The sequence below is a fragment of the Roseibium sediminis genome (assembly GCF_008711325.1).
Classification (GTDB): Bacteria; Pseudomonadota; Alphaproteobacteria; order Rhizobiales; family Stappiaceae; genus Roseibium; species Roseibium sediminis.
Genome location: NZ_VXDB01000003.1, coordinates 1 through 18,450, shown reverse-complemented (window position 1 = coordinate 18,450; position 18,450 = coordinate 1). Strand labels below are relative to the sequence as shown.

General features: G+C 57.2%; 18 protein-coding genes. 2 read left to right on the top strand and 16 right to left on the bottom strand.

Annotated features, from left to right (window positions below; genetic code table 11):
* Nucleotide 1: 1 nt before the first annotated feature.
* From ahbB (F0155_RS03565) to F0155_RS03535, 7 genes are all read right to left on the bottom strand, one after another.
* The gene (gene ahbB, locus F0155_RS03565) at nt 2-490 is read right to left on the bottom strand and encodes a siroheme decarboxylase subunit beta (RefSeq protein WP_150523107.1); all 489 of its coding nucleotides are present in this window, start codon (nt 488-490) and stop codon (nt 2-4) included.
* A complete protein-coding gene (locus F0155_RS03560) occupies nt 487-942 on the bottom strand; it encodes an Lrp/AsnC family transcriptional regulator (RefSeq protein ID WP_150523106.1) in 456 nt (151 codons plus the stop codon). The genes ahbB (F0155_RS03565) and F0155_RS03560 overlap by 4 nt, the downstream gene beginning before the upstream one ends.
* Nucleotides 939-1,928 carry a siroheme decarboxylase subunit beta gene (gene ahbB / locus F0155_RS03555; protein WP_150523105.1) on the bottom strand — a complete coding sequence of 330 codons (990 nt, stop codon included), beginning with the start codon at nt 1,926-1,928 and terminating at the stop codon, nt 939-941. The genes F0155_RS03560 and ahbB (F0155_RS03555) overlap by 4 nt, the downstream gene beginning before the upstream one ends.
* Before the next feature lie 3 nt (nt 1,929-1,931).
* The gene (locus F0155_RS03550) at nt 1,932-3,080 is read right to left on the bottom strand and encodes a cytochrome D1 domain-containing protein (RefSeq protein WP_150523104.1); all 1,149 of its coding nucleotides are present in this window, start codon (nt 3,078-3,080) and stop codon (nt 1,932-1,934) included.
* Nucleotides 3,077-3,394 (bottom strand): c-type cytochrome, encoded by a 318-nt coding sequence (locus F0155_RS03545; protein ID WP_150523103.1) that lies wholly within the window; start codon nt 3,392-3,394, stop codon nt 3,077-3,079. Before F0155_RS03545 ends, F0155_RS03550 begins: the two co-directional genes overlap by 4 nt.
* Complete coding sequence (cobA, locus tag F0155_RS03540; protein ID WP_150523102.1) at nt 3,387-4,190, bottom strand: uroporphyrinogen-III C-methyltransferase; 804 nt, start codon at nt 4,188-4,190, stop codon at nt 3,387-3,389. Before cobA ends, F0155_RS03545 begins: the two co-directional genes overlap by 8 nt.
* Nucleotides 4,191-4,258: 68 nt before the next feature.
* On the bottom strand, nt 4,259-6,013 hold the full coding sequence (locus F0155_RS03535) for a cytochrome D1 domain-containing protein (RefSeq protein ID WP_280176992.1): 1,755 nt from the start codon (nt 6,011-6,013) through the stop codon (nt 4,259-4,261).
* Between the two features lie 92 nt (nt 6,014-6,105).
* On the opposite strand from F0155_RS03535, the gene F0155_RS23350 reads away from it, so the two are divergent.
* Nucleotides 6,106-6,255: a hypothetical protein gene (locus F0155_RS23350; RefSeq protein WP_161599748.1), complete on the top strand. Its 150-nt coding sequence runs from the start codon at nt 6,106-6,108 to the stop codon at nt 6,253-6,255.
* A 59-nt stretch (nt 6,256-6,314) separates the two neighbouring features.
* On the opposite strand, the gene F0155_RS03530 is transcribed toward F0155_RS23350, so the two are convergent.
* The 6 genes from F0155_RS03530 to F0155_RS03505 all read right to left on the bottom strand — a co-directional run bounded on the left by F0155_RS03530 (nt 6,315) and on the right by F0155_RS03505 (nt 13,189).
* Nucleotides 6,315-6,662: a RidA family protein gene (locus tag F0155_RS03530; RefSeq protein WP_150523101.1), complete on the bottom strand. Its 348-nt coding sequence runs from the start codon at nt 6,660-6,662 to the stop codon at nt 6,315-6,317.
* A 23-nt stretch (nt 6,663-6,685) separates the two neighbouring features.
* The gene (locus F0155_RS03525) at nt 6,686-7,399 is read right to left on the bottom strand and encodes a DUF3726 domain-containing protein (RefSeq protein WP_150523100.1); all 714 of its coding nucleotides are present in this window, start codon (nt 7,397-7,399) and stop codon (nt 6,686-6,688) included.
* Nucleotides 7,377-9,077 (bottom strand): hypothetical protein, encoded by a 1,701-nt coding sequence (locus F0155_RS03520; RefSeq protein WP_208999114.1) that lies wholly within the window; start codon nt 9,075-9,077, stop codon nt 7,377-7,379. Before F0155_RS03520 ends, F0155_RS03525 begins: the two co-directional genes overlap by 23 nt.
* A 72-nt stretch (nt 9,078-9,149) precedes the next feature.
* Nucleotides 9,150-10,697, bottom strand: a complete 1,548-nt coding sequence (locus tag F0155_RS03515; protein WP_150523099.1) for a BCCT family transporter — start codon at nt 10,695-10,697, stop codon at nt 9,150-9,152.
* Between the two features lie 24 nt (nt 10,698-10,721).
* On the bottom strand, nt 10,722-11,741 hold the full coding sequence (locus F0155_RS03510; RefSeq protein WP_150523098.1) for a membrane dipeptidase: 1,020 nt from the start codon (nt 11,739-11,741) through the stop codon (nt 10,722-10,724).
* Nucleotides 11,738-13,189, bottom strand: coding sequence for an aldehyde dehydrogenase family protein (locus F0155_RS03505; RefSeq protein ID WP_150523097.1), 1,452 nt, complete (start codon nt 13,187-13,189; stop codon nt 11,738-11,740). Before F0155_RS03505 ends, F0155_RS03510 begins: the two co-directional genes overlap by 4 nt.
* A 90-nt stretch (nt 13,190-13,279) precedes the next feature.
* Here F0155_RS03505 and F0155_RS03500 point away from each other — a divergent pair, with 90 nt between their 5' ends.
* The gene (locus tag F0155_RS03500; protein WP_150523096.1) at nt 13,280-14,149 is read left to right on the top strand and encodes a LysR family transcriptional regulator; all 870 of its coding nucleotides are present in this window, start codon (nt 13,280-13,282) and stop codon (nt 14,147-14,149) included.
* A 184-nt stretch (nt 14,150-14,333) separates the two neighbouring features.
* Here F0155_RS03500 and F0155_RS03495 read toward each other — a convergent pair whose 3' ends face one another.
* From F0155_RS03495 to F0155_RS03485, 3 genes are all read right to left on the bottom strand, one after another.
* Nucleotides 14,334-15,887, bottom strand: coding sequence for a sensor histidine kinase (locus tag F0155_RS03495; protein WP_150523095.1), 1,554 nt, complete (start codon nt 15,885-15,887; stop codon nt 14,334-14,336).
* Nucleotides 15,887-16,600: a response regulator transcription factor gene (locus F0155_RS03490; protein WP_192913754.1), complete on the bottom strand. Its 714-nt coding sequence runs from the start codon at nt 16,598-16,600 to the stop codon at nt 15,887-15,889. The genes F0155_RS03495 and F0155_RS03490 overlap by 1 nt, the downstream gene beginning before the upstream one ends.
* 36 nt (nt 16,601-16,636) lie before the next feature.
* A partial coding sequence (locus tag F0155_RS03485; RefSeq protein WP_150523093.1) for a VWA domain-containing protein occupies nt 16,637-18,450 on the bottom strand: 1,814 nt, incomplete at its 5' end.

The window sequence follows — 18,450 nt, the reverse complement described above, 5'->3', positions numbered from 1 at the left end:
GTCAGGCGTCCTTCCGGCGCAAACGCATTCCGGTTTTTTTCAGGATGCGCGTTGAAAACAGGATGTCGTTTGCCGCACAGGTCTCGCCAAGCAGGTTTGCTATTTCCTGTCGCTTTGCCATGACTTCATCACGGTCCTGGCCGTGCACCATCGCGAAGAGATTGAAGCGCCACTCCGGCAAGGCACGGGGGCGTCGATAACAGTGGGTGACAAAGGGGAGGGCCCCGATCTGTTCCCCAATGTGGTCCACGATCGTGTCATCGACATCCCAGACCGTCATTCCATTTGCGGTCATGCCGAGACGATAGTGGTTGGGAGCCGCTCCTACACGCCGGATGATCCCTTTTTTCTTCAATTGGGCAAGGCGATCAATTACCTCGTCTTCGGAAAGCTCAAGGGTTTGTGCCAAGACGACAAACGGACGTGGTACCAGCGGCAGCCCGGCTTGTGTCGCCTCGATTATGGTGCGGTCCTTTGCGTCCATGGTCATGCAGTCACCCGAAAACCAATGAAAAACTCTCGCTCCTTTGGGAACAGGAGCACTTTCAGGCCGGTGGATTTTTCGATTGCCAGTGCTGTCGCCGAGATGCCAGTCGGTCTCTCGGTTGCCAGTACGAACCACATGTTCAGCCTGTGATCCCGCTCATAGTTATGCGCGACCTCGGGGAATGCATTGACTTTGGTTAAGACTTCCTCGAAGCGCTGAGGCGGTACCTCCATGGCGCATAGGCAAAATGCCCCGCCAAGGGCTTCCGCATCAAAGAACGGGCCAAAGCGTGTCAAGACGCCGGTATCGCGGAGCGCCTTGATCCGATCCACCAGCTCGTCCTGACTGATGCCGAACTCGCGGGAAAGATCCGCGAAGGGTTCGGGAACCAGAGGTAGGTCATCCTGCAGTCGATTGATCAGTTTGCGATCCAGTTCAGTGAGATCGTGCGTCATGCAGCTACTCCCGCCTTCGATATCATGGCACCTGTCTGTTTGAAGCAGCGGCTGGAAAACAATGTTTCATGAGGCACCCCGGACAGCTGGGGAAGCTGTTTGGCTTTGCCGAGAACGTCCAGAGCGTCCTTTCTCGTCTGCGCGTGGATCATGCAATAGAGCCGGTAGGGCCATATGCCTTCCACCGGGCGACGCTCGTAACACAGGGTAATGCCGGGATGCGCCGCAAGCGCTTCACCTGCCGCATCAATCCGGTTTGGCTCGATATTCCAGACCACCATCGCATTGGACCGCCAGCCAAGGGCCCGGTGGCGGACAATAACCCCAAGACGGGAGATGATCCCTGCCTGCGATAATGCAGTAATGCGGCCCAGGACGTGCTCCTCAGAGAGATCGAGGCGCTGGGCGATCTGAGCGTACGGGGTTTCGGTCAAGTGCATTCCGGTTGTGAGTGCTTGCAGAATGTCCTGGTCTCCATCCTGCAGGCACTCCAACCGGACCGGCCGGGGCGCTGGTGGCCGGGTAATCGGACCTGTCATCTTGAAACCAAGGTCCACGTTAAAGGGTCTGACAAGCCGTAAATCGAGCACCGTCAAACCGGTCTTGATGTGAATGTTCTTGAGAACTCTGTCGACATGGGCGCGATCAGGCCCCGTCGCAACAAACCATAAATTCCAGGTGTTCTCGCGTAGATAGGAATGATTGACACCTGGCTGTTGCCCGACGATTTCTGCGATTTCTTCGATTAATCCTGCGGGTGCCGACAGCGCTGCCAATGTGCTGGCTGAAACGGTATTGGGTGCGCATGTCGCACCAACACGGGAGATCCGGCCAGCTGTCTTCAGGTTTCGAAGGCGCTTCAGAACGTCTGTTTCAGATAGCCCGCAATCGAAGGCCATTCGAGCAAATGGGCGTGGTTCGACCGGAAAGTCGCGCTGCCAATTGTCCAGCAGCTGAATGTCGATGGGATCGAGTATGCGCTCCATGGTTCAAAGTCCCAGTTTATGAGCGCGGGCGGTGAAGAAGATCCCGGATGGGCTTTCCGCATCGATTTCACCGGTTTTCTCAAAGGTGTGTGTGTCGTAGATCATTACCTTTCCAGCATCACGAACGGAGACCCAGACCTCGTTGCCGCGTGGGGAGAACTCCATGTGCAGGACTGCCGGTCCGGGTTTGAACTCGTGCACGACCTCCTTTGTCACCGTGTCGAGCACCTGAATGGTATCGTTGAGAGGGTGCGCGAAATTCACCCAGACCTGCCGACCATCCGGCCGGGCCATGGCAAAAACAGGTTGGCCATGCGTTGGTGTGCGTCCTGTTTCGGCAAGGCTCTCCCCATCAATCCAGAGCACCTCGTGATGGCCGACTGCTGGCAGAACAAACTCACGTCCCGCGCGGGCCCAGCCTTCAAGATGTGGCATCTTGTAGACGGGTAAATCCTGCTGTCCCCGGCCGTACTCCGGCAAAACCCTGATTGGTTTCGGGTCGGGCTCCCAAAGGTCCAGCGCCGTCAGTCCGTCTTCGCCAAATAGCCCGGTAATGTAGAGACGACCATCGCCGGTGATCAGCGCGTCATAGGGGTTTTGCCCCATATCCTTGATCTTCGAGACAACCGGATCCTTTCCGGAGAGATCCGCAATCCATGTTTCACCAGCGTCCCAGAGAGTGAAGACAAATCTTCGACCTGGCGCGTCAACCAAACCAATGGTTTTTGAGCCGGTTGGAATGTCGAGAACCAATTCGAGAGACGTTGCGTCAAATATCCGAACGCCGCCGGGCTCGTAGTTGGACACAGCGACAAGACGACCGTCATCGGAAATCGCGCCACCGATGGAATTGCCAGCTTGCAGGATGCGTTTCTCGATCTCCTTTTTCACGATGTCGACCTTGGTCAGCCCACCGTCGCGTCCAAAAACATAGGCGTAACGCTGATCGGGAGAGTAGACGAGACTTGCATGGGAGAGGTCACCCAATCCGCCGATCCGCGCAATGGCCCCGCGTTCCGACTGATCCACAAGGAGAAGGGAGCCGCTTGCCCTTTCAACCACCAGCCCCAGATCTCCGGTGGCTACGATGATTTCTGAACTTGCGGGAGTGGTGACCAACAATGCGGCAACGGCCAAGCCAAGCCATTTCATTTGATCTCGCCTTTCAAAAGATATTCGGCAATTCGCTTCGCATCGGCCTCGCTGATGAGCGGGCGCCACGGCGGCATCGCTGTTCCGGGAATGCCGTCGAGTACGATTGCCGAGAGCGTTTCGACATCAAAGTGAGCGAGGATTTGGGGGCGAATATCCGGCCCCAGTCCCCCCTTGAGAGACATGCCGTGGCAGGAGCCGCAATCCTGATGAACGAGCTTGAGCAGTTCGGACGGCGCGAGAAGCTCTGCCCCGGTTGCCGATCCAGCAGTTATCATCAGGCACAGAGCTGCGGCAAAGAATGGCCTAGCCATGGGCCAACTTTCCGCATGTATCGACCCTGGCCGCAGAAAGGATTTCTTCGACGGTATTCGTCTGCCAATCCTCGCCCATCATGACGACCTTGCCGATCACGAACAGTACCGGCGCCTTGAGGCCCGCGTCGTGAATGTCCGCTGCGATACGGCCGAGGCGCGAATAGACCCTCTTTTCACGAGGTGTGGTCGCGCTTGCAACAGCCAGTACCGGCGTGTCTTCGCTCAATCCTTCTGCCTGCAAGCGCATGGAAATTTGTGCGATGTTCGCAACGCCCATATAGATGACGAGCGTAGTGTCCGTGCAGGCGAGGCTCTTCCAGTCGAGATCCAACGATCCGTTGGCCTGTCGGTGGCCTGTCACATACCGCACGCCCGTAGCCAGTCCACGATGGGTCAGAGGTACGCCGGTGGACGCCGCCATTCCCTGAGCTGCGGTGATGCCGGGGACATATTCCACGGTAACATCGTTTGCCCTCAGGTATTCAGCTTCCTCCGATCCGCGCCCGAAAATCAAAGGGTCTCCGCCTTTCAGCCGGGCAACAACCATGCCCTTCTGCGCAAGATCCTTCAGAATTTCATTGATACGTTCCTGCGGAACCGGATGGTTGTCCGCGGATTTTCCGACCGGCACCTGCAAGGCAGTTTCGCAAATCAGAGACAGGATTTCGGGAGACACCAGTCGATCGAAAACAACGGCGTCTGCCTCTTGTATCACCCTGGCGGCTTTGACTGTCAGCAACTCGGGATGCCCGGGCCCTGCACCGATCAGATACACTTTGCCCTTTTGTTTCATCTGGAACTCCGCTCGCCTTGATAAGGAAAGACGGGAGCAGTGGTGGCCCACCGCTCCCGAGGTGGACGTCAGTAGACGTCGGAGCGTGTGTTGAAGACGTTGAACTTGCCTGTCGGCGTGATCAGGCGCGGGTCCTTGATCACGTGTTTGAGTTCAAGGGTCTTGTCGTCCACGATAACAATGGCGCTTTCCTTGTCCTTGGCATTCCAGACCGAGAACCAGATTTCGGTTCCGCTCTGATCAAACTCGCCCTGAACAACGCGTGGCTGACCATCTGCAATGTCTGCCCACTGGACAATCGGCAGCGTTTTGTATTCCGGCTCTTCCTGTGTCAGGTCATCGACATTGAACACGGCGATTGAACCGGAAATCTCTGCATCCGGGTTGAGCGGCGCATCGACATAAAGGTGCTTGGAGTTCGGGTGGGATTTCACGAACAGAGATCCACCACCAAGACCATAAAGCGTCTGGACAACCTTCCAGGCGTTGTCCGGATGTCCTTCCGGATCAGTGCCGATCAGGGCGACGGTTTCGTCGCCAAGGTGTGAAGTTGCCCAAACCGGCCCATAGGTCGGATGCGTGAGGTTCGCGCCGCGGCCCGGGTGGGGCGTCTGCCCGCCGGTTTCCAGAATATCCGTCAGCTTGCCTTCCTTGGTATCGATAACGACCACCTTGCCGCGAGCATTTGCGGCGGTCAGGAAGTAACGCTTCGAGCTGTCAAAGCCGCCGTCATGCAGGAACCGCTCCGCTTCGATTTCCGTGACTTTCAGGTTCTTGATGTCTGAATAGTCCACCAGAAGGATCTTGCCGGTTTCCTTGACGTTGACGATGAATTCGGGGTTGTAGTGCGATGCCACGATCGCCGCCACACGGGGCTCTGGATGATAGCTTTGATCATCGTAGACCATTCCGCGTGTGGACTTGATCTTGAGCGGCTCCAGAGTGTCGCCATCCATGATCACGTATTGCGGCGGCCAGTAGGAGCCGGCAATCGCATACTTGTCTTCCCAACCTTTCATCTTCGACGTTTCAATGGACCGGGCTTCCGAACCAACCTTGATCTGTGCAACCGTTGCAGGTGTTTCCATCCACAGGTCGATCATGTTGACCAGAGCATCGCGGCCGATGACGAACAGATAGCGGCCTGACGCAGAAATTCGCGAGATATGAACGGCGTAGCCGGTGTCTATGACCGCCTTGATGTCATAGGATTTTCCGTCAATCAGGGCGATCTGGCCACTGTCGCGCAACGTCACCGAAAAGAGATTGTCGATATCGATATCGTTCATCTTTTTCGCTGGACGGTCTTCAGGCGCGACGACAACTTTCCAGGTCTTGCGCATTTCCGCCATTCCGAATTCAGGCGGAGAAGCTGGCTCCAAAAGAATATAGCGAGCCATCATGTCGACCTGTTCTTCGGTCAACTCTCCGGATGTGCCCCAGTTTGGCATACCGGCGGGTGAGCCGTAGGTGATGAAGTCACGCAGATATTCGTATCCGTTTGCCCGCGTTACATCTGTCGTCAACGGCTTGCCCGTTGCGCCCTTGCGCAAGACGCCATGACACCCTGCGCAGCGTTCGAAATAGATCTGGTTTGCTTGCAGGTACTCTTCTGGTGACATAACCGGATCGCCTTCCTTGCGTCCCGGAATTTCGACCTGCAGCTGACCAAGCGTTGAGAGGCTGGGTGTATAGGCGGCAGCTGGCCCACTCCCGTGGTCTGCCGACTTGTCTTCTGCCGAAACGCCAAATGCTGACAAGCCGAGTGTAACAGCGACACTCATCAGCAAGGCATTCCTGCGTATGACTCTTGTCGAGATCATGATTTATCTCCGTTCGACTGGTGAGGCAGTCTAACGTTACGCAGCGAAAATGCCCCGTTCCTTGATTTTGGTTAAACTTGGATAATTTTACGATGGCCTTTGACGAGCCTGATCAAGAAGAAGATTTGAGTGATCGTAAGGTTTGTCTCGAAATGAATGTATCGCCGATGCTCTCTGCGAAAGCCTTCACCGGCGATTTAGCGTTGGTGGTTCGGGACAGTTTGGGCGAGGAAAGCCGATAGACCTTGCCTCGCCCATCTATCACGAAAAAAGGGAGCTGCACCCGGGGTTTGTGTGGTGCTTAAAGATGGGCTGTTGCGATCATCTCGACACGCATGCCGGGGCGGGCCAGGGCGACGCCGCAGGTGGCGCGGGCAGGTGGATTTTCCTTGTCGACCCAGGCATCCCAAACAGCATTCATGCCCTGAAAGTCGCTCATGTCCGACAGCCAGACCTGCACGGACACCACATTGGACTTGCTGCCGCCCAGTTCTGCCATCACGTTGTCGATGGCGTCTAACACTTCGCGGGTCTGGGCGGTGATATCGCCGTCGAGATCTTCGGGGATCTGGCCTGCAAGAAAGACAATGTCGCCGACGCGAACAGCTTCGCTCATGCGCGGACCAGGTTGGTGGCGATAGACGGTCATGTATGTTCCTTTATCTTTGAGGGTCAGTCGTTGTCGCTCGTGCCCGCACCTGCGCCGGCACGGGAAATGTCCGAAGGCGGAACTGTGGTTCGCAGGGCAAAGCGGTTCAGTATATCAACCGTGTCTTGCTTCAGGGGGGCCATGGTGCCCTGAACCGGCTTGCCATTCGCAGTCATGGTTTCGTGAATGACAAACTCTTCCGCTGTGATCCCTACCAGCTGCAATGCGTTGCCCGTGATCCCTCCTGATCCGGTCAAAACGACCTCACCGGCGGTCCAAACAAGACGAATTGAGGATTTCAGGGTCACTGCAGCAGTGGAGAGGAAGGGAAGGACAAGAAGCGGATGGCTGATGGGTCCGCTGCAAATGCCGTCGCCGGAGAGCGGTCTTTCAGGAAGCGGAGCATAGTCGCAAACAGTGGTGCCGAATGCGATCGGACACATTGCTTGCCCGGAAGCGGAGCGCCATTTGTCGAGGGAAACCTGGGGGCACACGTCCTGCCAGGGCAACCCTTCGGCAAATCCCAAATGAGCAGCGAGTTCCTGTGCCCCAGGCAACCCGCGTGCCGACAACCAGGCAGCTGCTTGTCCAGCTTCTTCGGCCAGTCCCCAGCTCATGCCTGCACCGCGCGCAGCCTTGAAGCACAAGGATGCTATTTCATTTCTGGACAGGACGATTGCAAGGGCCCCGTCCGGCGGAAACGACTGCAGTCCGTCAGCAAGATCTTGCGGTTTCATGTCCAGCCTCCCGGTTCAGAGCCTGGTCCAGCGGGTAGGGTTCTCCCTGAAAAAGGCAAATACGGACCCATTTGTCCGATCGTGGATCAAAGTGCGTCGCGCCGAAAAACGCCAGCTTGCAACGCATCAGATCGATAGGCAGCATGTCGCTGGCAATCAGGTTGTCCTGAATTTCGGCATAGGGATATTTCGGAGCAGCCTGCACCCGGCGCACGATATAGCGATGTTCGGGATGGCGAAGGAGAAAGGCAGCCACACTGTCGTCTTCTGCAAAAGCACAAAGATCCGCATGGAGTTCGCAGGCCAATCGGGCAATGCAAAGCGGCTGCTCCCGCTCGGCGCCCTCATCGACACCGCGGTCTCCAAGGCGTGGCTCGAGCTTTTCCTCCGAGACATACCAGAAGCGCACCCCATTCTCTGTTCTTGTGAAGTCGATGTTCAGGGCCCAGTCGTAGTTGTCCTTCAACAAGGCACGAAGGTTTTGAACCCTCATGGCCCCATCAATCCTGAAGGACACGGCCTCATCGGCGCTCATGCAGGCAGACAGGCCGTCGATCAGCTCCCCATGTGGTTCAAGCAGAAGGGAGAGCAAGGCTTCCTGACCCTCCAGGGACAATGCCTGTTCACCCCAGTGCCAGAGTGCATCCCACGGCCTTCGGGCATCGGACGGAAACGCGAGCAGTTTATGCTCGATCAGTTGGAAATCCGTCCTCAGGTCGTTCAGCTTTTCTACCTGCAAAGGGTGTGCCGACGTCCATTGAGCCAGATTGACCTGGGCCTTGCGAAAGGCTTGGTGAAGAGCGGCTTTTGCCTGGTCGGTAACCTCAGGCAGGCTGCGAACGCGAGCCAGGGCTTCTTCTCGCACCATCATCCAGTTGTTCAGCAGAACCGGATGGCGAACAATGAACGGGGCCATTCCAAGACCGGTCGAATTTCCAACACCCAGACGGGCCTTGATGTCGCCGGCAAGCCGGACGGCTTTTTCATTTCCCTTGCAGACAGCCAGGTGTTCGGCAATGTCGACGGTAAATTGCCTTGTCAGCCAAACCGAGAGCATTTCCGCCTGAAACGGTGTTGCCATTTCCGGGCGGTCTCGAATGTCCTCATGGTCAGCTGCGCCGAATTTTCCGGCGCCATAGACCGCGGTTGTCCGCATGAGGTAACCAACCGCCTCGATCTCCAAAAGGTCCGGCTGCAGCCCTTTGGAGAGACGGTCAACCACGTGGTTGAATAGCCGAACGGACCTGTTTGCGCGGCTCAGCGACAGCTCTCGCGATGAAATTCTTCCAGCTTCCTGCAGGGGAACATTCTGCTCAAGTCGCGCCAGATCTTTCTCATCCGGTATCCCGTCAAACAGGGTGAAAGTCGCGTCCCATGCCGTCGCAATCACGCGATCAGACCGCATGTCCTCGGGCAGATCATGAGCAAAGGCCACCAGACTGTAGGTGCGTTCGGGTCCCTTTGCGCAATAGACGGCGCGACCGACCCCTCTGTCATCAACCTCCCAGATCGGGCGGGTGAAGTGCCAACCTTCGTCTTCAACGCGCCGCAAGAGCACACGCAGGAAAGACAGTCGTGTTGGGTGAGCCGAGCCCATACGCGCCAGCCGCATCACCTCAGACGGAGCCCTCCTATTTGTGTCCTGCATTGTCATGATGTTCGGTTCCTGCAACGGCATTTCAACAATACTCCCAATCCGACGCATTGGCTGCCTCCGGGAAGAGCAGGCTCTCCCCGCAGGCGGAGCTGTCTATCTGCGCCCCAAGGCGAGCGTGATACGAAGGGCGTCCCATAGGGACGGGAGCAGGACGAGGGATACGGGCACGGCCGTTACCACGATGAAACTCTGCAGCTTTCCAATTCCCCCTGAACCGGTCGAGATCAGGATGATCGCCATCACGCCCATCGCAAGACCCCAAAATGCGCGGAGCATCGCGGAGGGAGCGTCGCTGGACATCGATGTCGCGATGACGAAGCTCATGGAGTCGCTGGTGGTCGCCACGAAGATCATGGTCAGAACCAGGAAAAGCAGGGACAGCAGAAACCCGAGCGGCATGGCCTGGGTGATGGCGAGCAAGCCTGCAGGAAGATTGAAGCCCTCAAACGGACCGGAAATCACGCCCGGTGTAAGTTGCTCCAAGGCGATGCCCGAGCCGCCGATGATCGTGAACCAGAAGTTCGTCACGATGGGTGCAATGATCGACAGCATGATGATGATGGAACGAATGGACCGGCCACGGCTGACTTGTGCAATGAAGATTGCCATCAAGGGCCCGTATCCGAGGAACCAGCCCCAGAAGAAGACGGTCCACCATCCCAGCCAACCCGGTGAGCCAAACAGACCGGATTCGCCCCGGTACATGGCCATCGAGAAAAAGTTGGAAAGGTAGGTGCCAAACCCGCCGAAGAAACCTTCGAAGATGGACAGCGTCGGCCCGGCCAACAGCATGAAGGCCAGCAGTGTGAAGGCCAGGATGACATTCAGCTTGGAGAGCAGCTGGATGCCTTTGGAAAGACCGGTGATCGCGGACACTGTGTAGACGCTTGCCAGAGCAAGAATGACGACAACTTGCGTCCCGAACGTATCCGGAATCCCGAACAGTGCATTGAGCCCGTAAGACATCTGGAGCCCGAGGAACCCGATTGGGCCGACTGTTCCGGCAACCACTGCGATGATGCAGCTGGCGTCGGCAATCAGGCCGATCGGGCCATTGATTGCCCGATCCCCAAATACCGGATAGAGCAGGGTTCTTGGGGCAAGCGGCAGACCCTTGTCATAGTGATAGTGCATCAGCATGACTGTGGTCAGTGATCCGAGAATCGCCCAGGCCAGAAAGCCCCAGTGCAGAAAAGATTGGGCAAGCGCGGCTTCTGCCTTGGCTTGAGGATCTGCGGAAAGATCCCCGAAAAGAGGTGGAGTGGACAGATAGTGCGCGATCGGTTCGCCCGCGGCCCAGAAGACGCCTCCGCCGGCCAACAGGGTGCACATGATCATTGCCGCCCATTGGAATGTCGTGAATTCAGGCTTGGCCGCCTTGCCCATGATTGTCCGGCTGCCCGGCAAGAAGCAGATTGCTATGCCGATGAGGAATGTGGCCAGCAAAAGTACCTGCCAATACAGGCCGAAATACTGTGCCGAAACGCCGAAGCCCCAGTCGACAGCGGCGGACAACCCCTCGATGTCCATGAGTGCGTAGGCGCAGAAAAGCAGAATGAACCCGCCCGTTATTGCAAAGAGCGGCTTGTCAACGCGACCGAACCCGGAATTTGTCCGGTCGGCACCAGCTAGGTCTGTCATGTATTCCTCCCAAGATAGTCTGTTCTATTCAGCCGCGTGCGACACCTTCGCCGGCGTGGCTGCAGAAGCGCCGAAGCTTGTTTCAAAGAAGCGCTGCCAGTTTCCTCCCATGACCGCGCTTACTTCGTTCGGGCTCATTCCGACGGATCTCAAACCCGTGGCAATCTGATCAAAATGCCGGTTATCCGAGAACCATTCGGGCATCTTCGGAAAGCCGGGGGATTTGGCGGAGCCTTCGCCATAGTCGATTGACTTGGTCCATCTGCCGACCCGCATCCATTCCACCACACTGTCGGGCTGGTCCTGACAAAGGTCCGTTCCGATACCGATATGCTGGATGCCCATCAGGTCGGCGGTGCGAGCGATCATTTCGCAAAAGTCCTGCAGCTGGCAGGCGCTGCCATTCTTCAGGTGATGCGGATAGACGGAAAACCCAAGCATGCCGCCACTTTGTCCAAGTGCACGCAAGAGCATGTCGGATTTGTTCCGCAGGGCAGGGTGCCAGTTTGCAGGGTTGGCGTGGGTGATAGCGATCGGTCGTGAGGAGAGTTCAATCGCCTCCAGCGTCGACTTTTCGCCCGAATGGCTCATGTCGATTACCAACCCGACGCGGTTCATCTCCTGGATGACTTCGCGGCCCATCCGGGTAATGCCGGTGTCTTCATCCTCGTAGCACCCCGAAGCGAGCAGCGACTGGTTGTTGTAGGTCAGCTGCATGAACCGCAAACCCAGAGTGTGCAGGATTTCGATCAGGCCGATATCGTCTTCCATGCATGACGGGTTTTGCGAACCAAAGAAGATTGCCGTGCGGCCGGTCTTTCGGGCCAGTTCCACATCGGCACCGGTCCGGCCCTGAAAGATCAGGTCCGGGAAGGTCTCGAACCATCGGTTCCACTGTTCGATATTGTGTACGGTTTCGCGGAAGTTCTCGTGATAGGTGATGGTCACGTGCACCGCATCGACGCCGCCCGCTCGCATCTGCCGGAAGACCTTTTCCGACCATCGTGCATACTGCAGTCCGTCAATAAGCGGGGCATCGGTCATGACGGTTCTCCCGAGAAGACATATGCAGTCTTCACCGAGGTGTAGAACTCGGCAGCGTATTTGCCCTGTTCGCGGGGGCCGAAGGACGAAGAGCCGCGTCCACCAAAGGGAACATGGTAGTCCGTACCTGCGGTCGGCAGGTTCACCATGACGCAGCCTGCGCGCATGTTGCAGCGGAAGTGGGAGGCACGAGCAAGCGAGCTGGTCATGATGCCGGCGGTCAGGCCAAATTCGCTGTCATTGGCGATCGCGAGAGCCTCATCGTAGCTGGCAGCCTTGATGACGCTGGTTATCGGGGCAAACATCTCTTCACGATTGATCCGCATGTCGTTGCGGGTGTTTGCAAAGACAGCTGGAGCCATGAAGTAGCCTTCCGTCGGCCGCTCAAGCCGGTGTCCGCCACACAGGAGTTCCGCCCCTTCCTTTTGACCGATTTCGACATGCTCCAGATTGGCCTGAAGCTGACTTTCGCTGACAACCGGGCCGATCTGTGTGTCGCCATCCAGTGCATGTCCGACACGAAGGGCCGTGGTGGCCTTGACGAGCCTGTCGACAAAGGCGTCATGAATCCTTTCGTGAACAATCAGACGGCTTGCCGCTGTACACTTCTGGCCGGTTCCGCCGAAGGCCGCGTTGGCGGCATGCGCAACGGCCAGGTCCAGATCCGCATCGTCCATGATCAGCATGGGGTTCTTTGAACCCATTTCCATCTGGACCTTGGTCATCCGGGTGACAGCTGCAGACGCGATGGACCGCCCGACGGCAACTGACCCGGTAAAGCTGATTGCGTCCACTTCCGCGCTTTCGATGAGCCTTTGGCCGACATCGCGGCCTGAACCGCTAACCAGATTGAAAAGGCCGGCGGGGATGTCCTGCCTTACTATGATTTCCGTTAGCGCGATCGCACTGGCCGGGGTCATGTTTGCCGGCTTCCACACAACGGCGTTTCCGAAAGCAAGTGCAGGGGCAATTTTCCAGGCTGGAGTTGCTACGGGGAAATTCCAGGGACTGACGATAGCGACAACCCCGACAGGCTCCCTCCGAACATCGATTTCGATACCCGGACGCACGCTTTCCGCCAGATCGCCATGGAGGCGCAGCGCTTCGGCGGCAAAATATGTAAAGAACTGACCGGCTCGATAGACTTCACCCTTGCCTTCGGCCAGCGGTTTGCCTTCCTCGCGGGACAGGAGCTCTCCGATTTCCGCAGAACGAGCCATCAACTCATTGCCAATGGCCATGAGAACGTCATGACGCTTTTGAATTCCGGCGCGCCACCAGATCTTCTGTGCGGTTCTCGCGGCTGCTAGCGCTTCATTCAGCTGCTCCGGTCCTGCCTGACCAAAGTGCCCGATTACATCAGACAGGTCGGACGGGTTCCGGTTCTCGATCGCTGACACTCCCTTTTCCCAGCGGCCTGCGATGAAGATCCCGTTGTTTGTAGTCATGTCGCCTCACAATTTTTCTCAAATCATGTAGACGTGCATTTTTGTTTCAGGCAATCTTGAAGTTCTGAAGTTTTTTTCAGGAAAATTGAATTGGCTATCAAGCTGGAAATGCTGCGCGTTTTTCGTGCCGTTGCTGAACAGGGAACCCTGGCCGCGGCCGCAAGTTCCCTTGGGCGAACTCCTTCTGCCCTTTCCATGATGCTCGCTCAACTCGAAGAGGAACTTGGAGCTCCCCTGTTCGAAACGGATCGCAAAAACCGTCTCTCGCCCCTTGGGGAACTGGTGCTGGAAGAAGCGGTCCGAGCGACAGACACTTTCGAACGCAGCCGGGAAGCAATCCGCCGACATGTGGCGTCCAAGGCGGGAACGGTGCGCATCGTAACCGTCCCTTCTGCGACAGTGACCCTGCTGCCGGACAGGATCTCGACCTTTTCCCGACTGCACCCGGATGTCCGTCTGGAAATCAGCGATGCAGACAGCTTGTCAGTTCGCCGCAGCATTCGCCTCGAAGAAGCGGATATCGGCATCGTCACCACCACACCTGACGCTCCCGACGAAGGCACCGTTGTGCTTCAGGACGACCTCGGCATTGTCTTTCGCAACGGCGGAGAGATCTGGAAGAGGATAAATGCCGGGCAACAGCCCAGCTGGTCGCTGACGCACCTTGAGCCCTTTATCGGAAACGCGCTGTGTTCATTGGTGGACAGCCAGGATGTTCGGGAGGTCATGTCCACCTGCACACTGGAAGCCAGAAACACGACCGCCCTTCTGTCTTTTGTGCGCGAAGGGTTGGGGGCAACAATTCTGCCGGAGGGAGCAGTCAGCCGCCAACCTGAGGAAATCGGGTTCATTCGTCCAGAAGACCCACACGCACAAAGGCAGTTGAGAATGATCCGAAATCCGGATCGACGCCTCAGCCCGGTTGCGCAGGAGTTCTGGAACTGTTGTCAGGATTCCTGACGATAGTGGGGCGCAAGCAAGATCCGAGGTCAAAGTCAGCTTCAGTCCCGGCCCGCGATGCGGAACATCACCGTGACAAAGAGGTCCGTTCTCTGCTGTCTTGGACTGCGTTCCGAATGCCTTCATATGCTTTGTTGGCGCACGCCAAATGAGGTCGGATGCTGATGGAAGAGCATCCAGCAGTTCAGCGAGAGGGTGTCGGTAGCGTGACTAGAAAATGCGCGCCGTCGGTCGACGGGACAACGCAGATCGTGCCGCCATGGGTCTTGATCAGGGAGGACACGATCGACAGTCCAAGGCCTGTGCCGCCAGCGTCTCTGCGTGTCGTATAAAACATGTCGAACACATGCACAGCGCTGCCTTGGGAGATACCTGATCCATTGTCGGTGATGTGGATGTGGACTTCGTCTTCAGTGTCTTCCGTCCAGACGTTCAAACGGGTTGCACCGTGATTGCGGGCATTTTCGAAGAGATTGTCGAAAATCATGGCCGCGCTTTCGGGCGTCATCGGCAATGTTGCCGTGCCTGAAAGCTCCAGGGTCAGACCTTCAAACCGGATGAGGGTCTTGTTCAAGGCGCTTTCCAGATCGGCATGGCCGCTGGGCACGGCGTTGTCGGCCCGAGCCAGTTCGCGCAGACGGTCGACGAGGATTGTCAGGCGGTCGGTGTCGCGTTCGATATTGGACAGGAAATGCGTGCGTTCTTCAGGCGTCATGTCACTGTCCCTGACCAGCTCAACGGCACCGCGAATGGAGGTCAACGGGCTTTTCAGCTCGTGGCTCACATGGGTCGCGAACGCATTGATGTAGTCTGCCCGGTCATAGAGGCGCCGGGACATGGACATGAGCTCACCGGACAGGATTTCCACCTCTCTGCTGCCATATCTTTTCAGCGGGCCGATCGCCTTCCGGTCACCATGTCCGATCTGTTCGGCACGGCTTGCCAGAGTTTGTATGGGGCCTGAAATAGCTCTTGAGAAAATGAAAATCATACCGGACGCAGCCGCGATGATGACAATGGCCATGCCGATCAGGCGCTTGCGCTCAAAGTAAAGTTCCTTGACGACGTTGCTCGGTGTTCGCGAGGCGTAAACGACGGCAACCACATGCCCGTCATGAATGACCGGCATGGCTGCAAAGATGCGAACCCGGGTTCCGCGGCTGATGGAATAGATCGGCTGGGAATTGTCCACGGGCCGTTCTCTCAAAGTGCTGGCGTAAACCCCTTGCAGGGCTCGGCCCACCTCATCGACATGGGCCAGCGACAGGCCCACTTCCGAGCGCCCGGCAATCACGGTTCCGTTGAAATCGAGGATCCGAAAGCCGGCGAGGGTTGTCTGTTGAACATCCACGATCATTGGAGCAACGAAGTCTGCGAGCCTCTGATAGGCGAAATCCACCGGCTCCAGGGCGGGTCGGGCATCCGGCCTTTTGGACTGGATGGGCGTGGTGCTGATATCCAGTTGGGGAAGCGTGGGTGACCACTTTTCACCTTTCGCCAGTTTGGGAGGAGCGACAGGTTGTCCGCGCGGAAAATCGCCAAGGGCGACATTGGAAAGATATTGAATAATGGCTGCCCGAAGTCCGGCCGACTGGGCAATCAGCTCTGCCTCGGTGCTGCGAACCAGCTGGTTTTCGTAAAGGCGAAAGAAGAAGATGCCGGTCAGGGGCAGAAGCAAGGCGACCGCGACCATTGCACTTGCAATCATTGATAATGACGGGCGCCATTTTGTTCGCATCAGGCCCGATCCCCAGCGTGACGGCAAGCCCCGATACGAAAGCCTACGCCATGCACGGTCTCTATGACGTCTTCGCAGCCAGCCTTTGCGAATTTGGCCCTGAGGTTGCGGATATGGCTGTCGATGGTTCGGTCCGACACATGAATGTTGTCGGGATAGGCAAGGTCCAGGATCCGGGATCGCTCGAACACCATGGTCGGTCGTTTCACGAGGATGTGGAGGATCGAGAATTCCAGTTTTGTGAGGCCGAGTGTTGTCTGGCTCATCCGCGCTGTGAAAGCCTCGGGTTTCAAGACCAGATCACCATGGTGCAGGCAGTTGTCCTCTTCCTCTTCAGTTGACGATCCGAGCTTTCCGCGGCGGAGAATGGCACTGACCCTGGCCACCAGTTCGCGCGGGCTAAACGGTTTGGTGACATAGTCATCGCCGCCGATTTCCAGCCCGAGTATTCTGTCAATCTCGTCATCACGCGCAGACAGGAAAAGGATGGGCACTTCTGACAGGCGCCGGATCTGGCGGCAGACTTCAAGCCCGTCCAGTTCCGGCAATCCCACGTCCAGAACGATGAAGTCGAACGACGAACCCTTGAAAGTGGTTACCGCAGCCAGTCCGTCTGGCGCGACGACCGTGCGGTAACCTGCCTTTTCCAGGGCGAAGCAAATCACGTCTGAGATGTTGCGGTCATCTTCAACCACAAGGATCGATTTCACGATTTGCCGGTCCTTCTATCGTTGGGGCGTTTCCAGCCACTAGCCATCTTTAGCAACCCGGTCGGGAACATTAAATGGCCGGGTTGTTTTTCCGTCTTCCGTAGCGGAGCACTGGCGCTTTATCCACCTTTGCAGCCGTGTCCTGTAGCGCGCCATCAGCATCAACACTGCGCCAAGGAGTGCAGCCAAACCTTCAGGCTCCGGGGTGGACGATCCGGAAAGGTTCAGGTTTGGATAAGCGGCATTCGAGATGCCCGAAACCTTTGGCAGCGGCACAGACGTCTTTGCATTGGCGGACGGATCAGGATTTTGGACCTTCTGAGAAACCGCAACGAAGGACGTGAACGCGCTTTGCAGCGAGTATTCCAGGCCCAGCCGGATGATCTCCGCCTTTGCTTTCGCATCGGTTCCGCCCGATAGCGTCAGGGCCCGCTCTTTTTCGAAAATCTGCTCACGAGCCCAGATGAGCGGCAGGGGACTGTCTGCTTTCTGCTCACTTTCGGATTTGGCAGCATTGAGAGTGAGTGAGACCGGAATTTCGGCCCGCCTTCCGTTCACGAACCCCTTGACGGTAATCTGGTGTGCGCCTTCGCCCTTGTAGCGCGCCATGACATCAAGCGCGTTGCCCGCAAAAAGGTCGGGTAGACGAGCGGGGGTTTGATCCGAAACATCCAGACCGTTCCAGTCGATTTCGATATCGGTCAGCAGTGGTGCATCAATGCTGGAGGCAAGGGCAGCTGCTGCTTCCTGTCCGGTTTCCCCCGGTTCAATGTAGCGAACCCGACCGCGCCCTTCCCGTGCCAGTCCTTCAAGCAGATATCGGTTGATTGCCTTTCCAACGCCAAAGGCGTGGATGCGAGCGTTGCCAATCCTGTAGGAGACCGTCTGAATGACCTCCCGGTCACCACCAATATATCCATCGGTCAGGAACACAACGATCCTCATCGTTCCGGGGACTGGCGGCAAATCGAATGCAGCGTTGATGGCGTTGTTCATTTCTGTCCCGCCGCCTGCCGACAATCCGGTCACAAAATTCTTGCCCGCCTCTATGTTTGCCTTTGTTGCATGCACGGCCGACTGGGCGAATGCAGATGTGTTGCTTGCAAAGCGCAGGATGCGAAACTGATCACTCTCACGCAGGCCGTCGAGGGCCGCATGCATGAAGGATTTGCTGGCCTCCATCGGCAGGCCGCCCATGGAACCTGATGTATCCAGGACAAAAACAAGTTCGCGGGGGGTGACAAGATCATCCGGAGCCAACTTTGGCGGCTCAACATGCAATGACAGAAAGCCGCCGCGTGTCTCGTCAAAATGGGTCAATGCGCCCGTTGCCATGCGCTCTTCTTCGGCCATGGAATACCGCAGAACGAAGTCGCGATTGTCGATCTCCCGTGCCTTTGCGAAGTGGAAACTCGTTACGCCATCATCGGTTTTTGTTTCGATTTCATGGGTGGAGGAGGCAAGCGACAGAAACCCGGTTGCGGATCTCAGGGCAGCGTTCAGTTCGACCCGCCGGGGATCGATCTTGTCCGGTGCCGTCAAGCCGATGACCGGCGGATACTCGGGCAGGCGCTCGACCAGCCATCCGCTTCCATCTTGAACCGGGGCGGTTTTCTCGCGCTGGTGGTCCACGGGCATATAGTCATCATCCGCATCCAACGCCATCGCCATCGCAATCGTCTTTGGAAGGACGCCTTCATAGCGCGGACCGACCACCATCGGCACGACCAGTTCGTAGGCGTTGTCAATGCGAGGAACCTTCTGAACGTAATTCAGTGTTATGAGGACCTGCTCACCGTGATCAGCCCCACCTAAGCGGTCCAGTTTGAATGTTAGTGCATGATTAGCCTGGG

Coding starts and splice junctions, on each gene's coding strand:
- F0155_RS03495 (WP_150523095.1), bottom strand. CDS start 15,887: ATGCGAACAAAATGGCGCCCGTCATTATCAATGATTGCAAGTGCAATG.
- ahbB (WP_150523107.1), bottom strand. CDS start 490: ATGACCATGGACGCAAAGGACCGCACCATAATCGAGGCGACACAAGCC.
- F0155_RS23350 (WP_161599748.1), top strand. CDS start 6,106: ATGGCCTTTGACGAGCCTGATCAAGAAGAAGATTTGAGTGATCGTAAG.
- F0155_RS03550 (WP_150523104.1), bottom strand. CDS start 3,080: ATGAAATGGCTTGGCTTGGCCGTTGCCGCATTGTTGGTCACCACTCCC.
- F0155_RS03525 (WP_150523100.1), bottom strand. CDS start 7,399: ATGAAACCGCAAGATCTTGCTGACGGACTGCAGTCGTTTCCGCCGGAC.
- ahbB (WP_150523105.1), bottom strand. CDS start 1,928: ATGGAGCGCATACTCGATCCCATCGACATTCAGCTGCTGGACAATTGG.
- F0155_RS03505 (WP_150523097.1), bottom strand. CDS start 13,189: ATGACTACAAACAACGGGATCTTCATCGCAGGCCGCTGGGAAAAGGGA.
- F0155_RS03560 (WP_150523106.1), bottom strand. CDS start 942: ATGACGCACGATCTCACTGAACTGGATCGCAAACTGATCAATCGACTG.
- F0155_RS03530 (WP_150523101.1), bottom strand. CDS start 6,662: ATGACCGTCTATCGCCACCAACCTGGTCCGCGCATGAGCGAAGCTGTT.
- F0155_RS03545 (WP_150523103.1), bottom strand. CDS start 3,394: ATGGCTAGGCCATTCTTTGCCGCAGCTCTGTGCCTGATGATAACTGCT.
- F0155_RS03510 (WP_150523098.1), bottom strand. CDS start 11,741: ATGACCGATGCCCCGCTTATTGACGGACTGCAGTATGCACGATGGTCG.
- F0155_RS03520 (WP_208999114.1), bottom strand. CDS start 9,077: ATGCCGTTGCAGGAACCGAACATCATGACAATGCAGGACACAAATAGG.
- cobA (WP_150523102.1), bottom strand. CDS start 4,190: ATGAAACAAAAGGGCAAAGTGTATCTGATCGGTGCAGGGCCCGGGCAT.
- F0155_RS03535 (WP_280176992.1), bottom strand. CDS start 6,013: ATGATCTCGACAAGAGTCATACGCAGGAATGCCTTGCTGATGAGTGTC.
- F0155_RS03515 (WP_150523099.1), bottom strand. CDS start 10,697: ATGACAGACCTAGCTGGTGCCGACCGGACAAATTCCGGGTTCGGTCGC.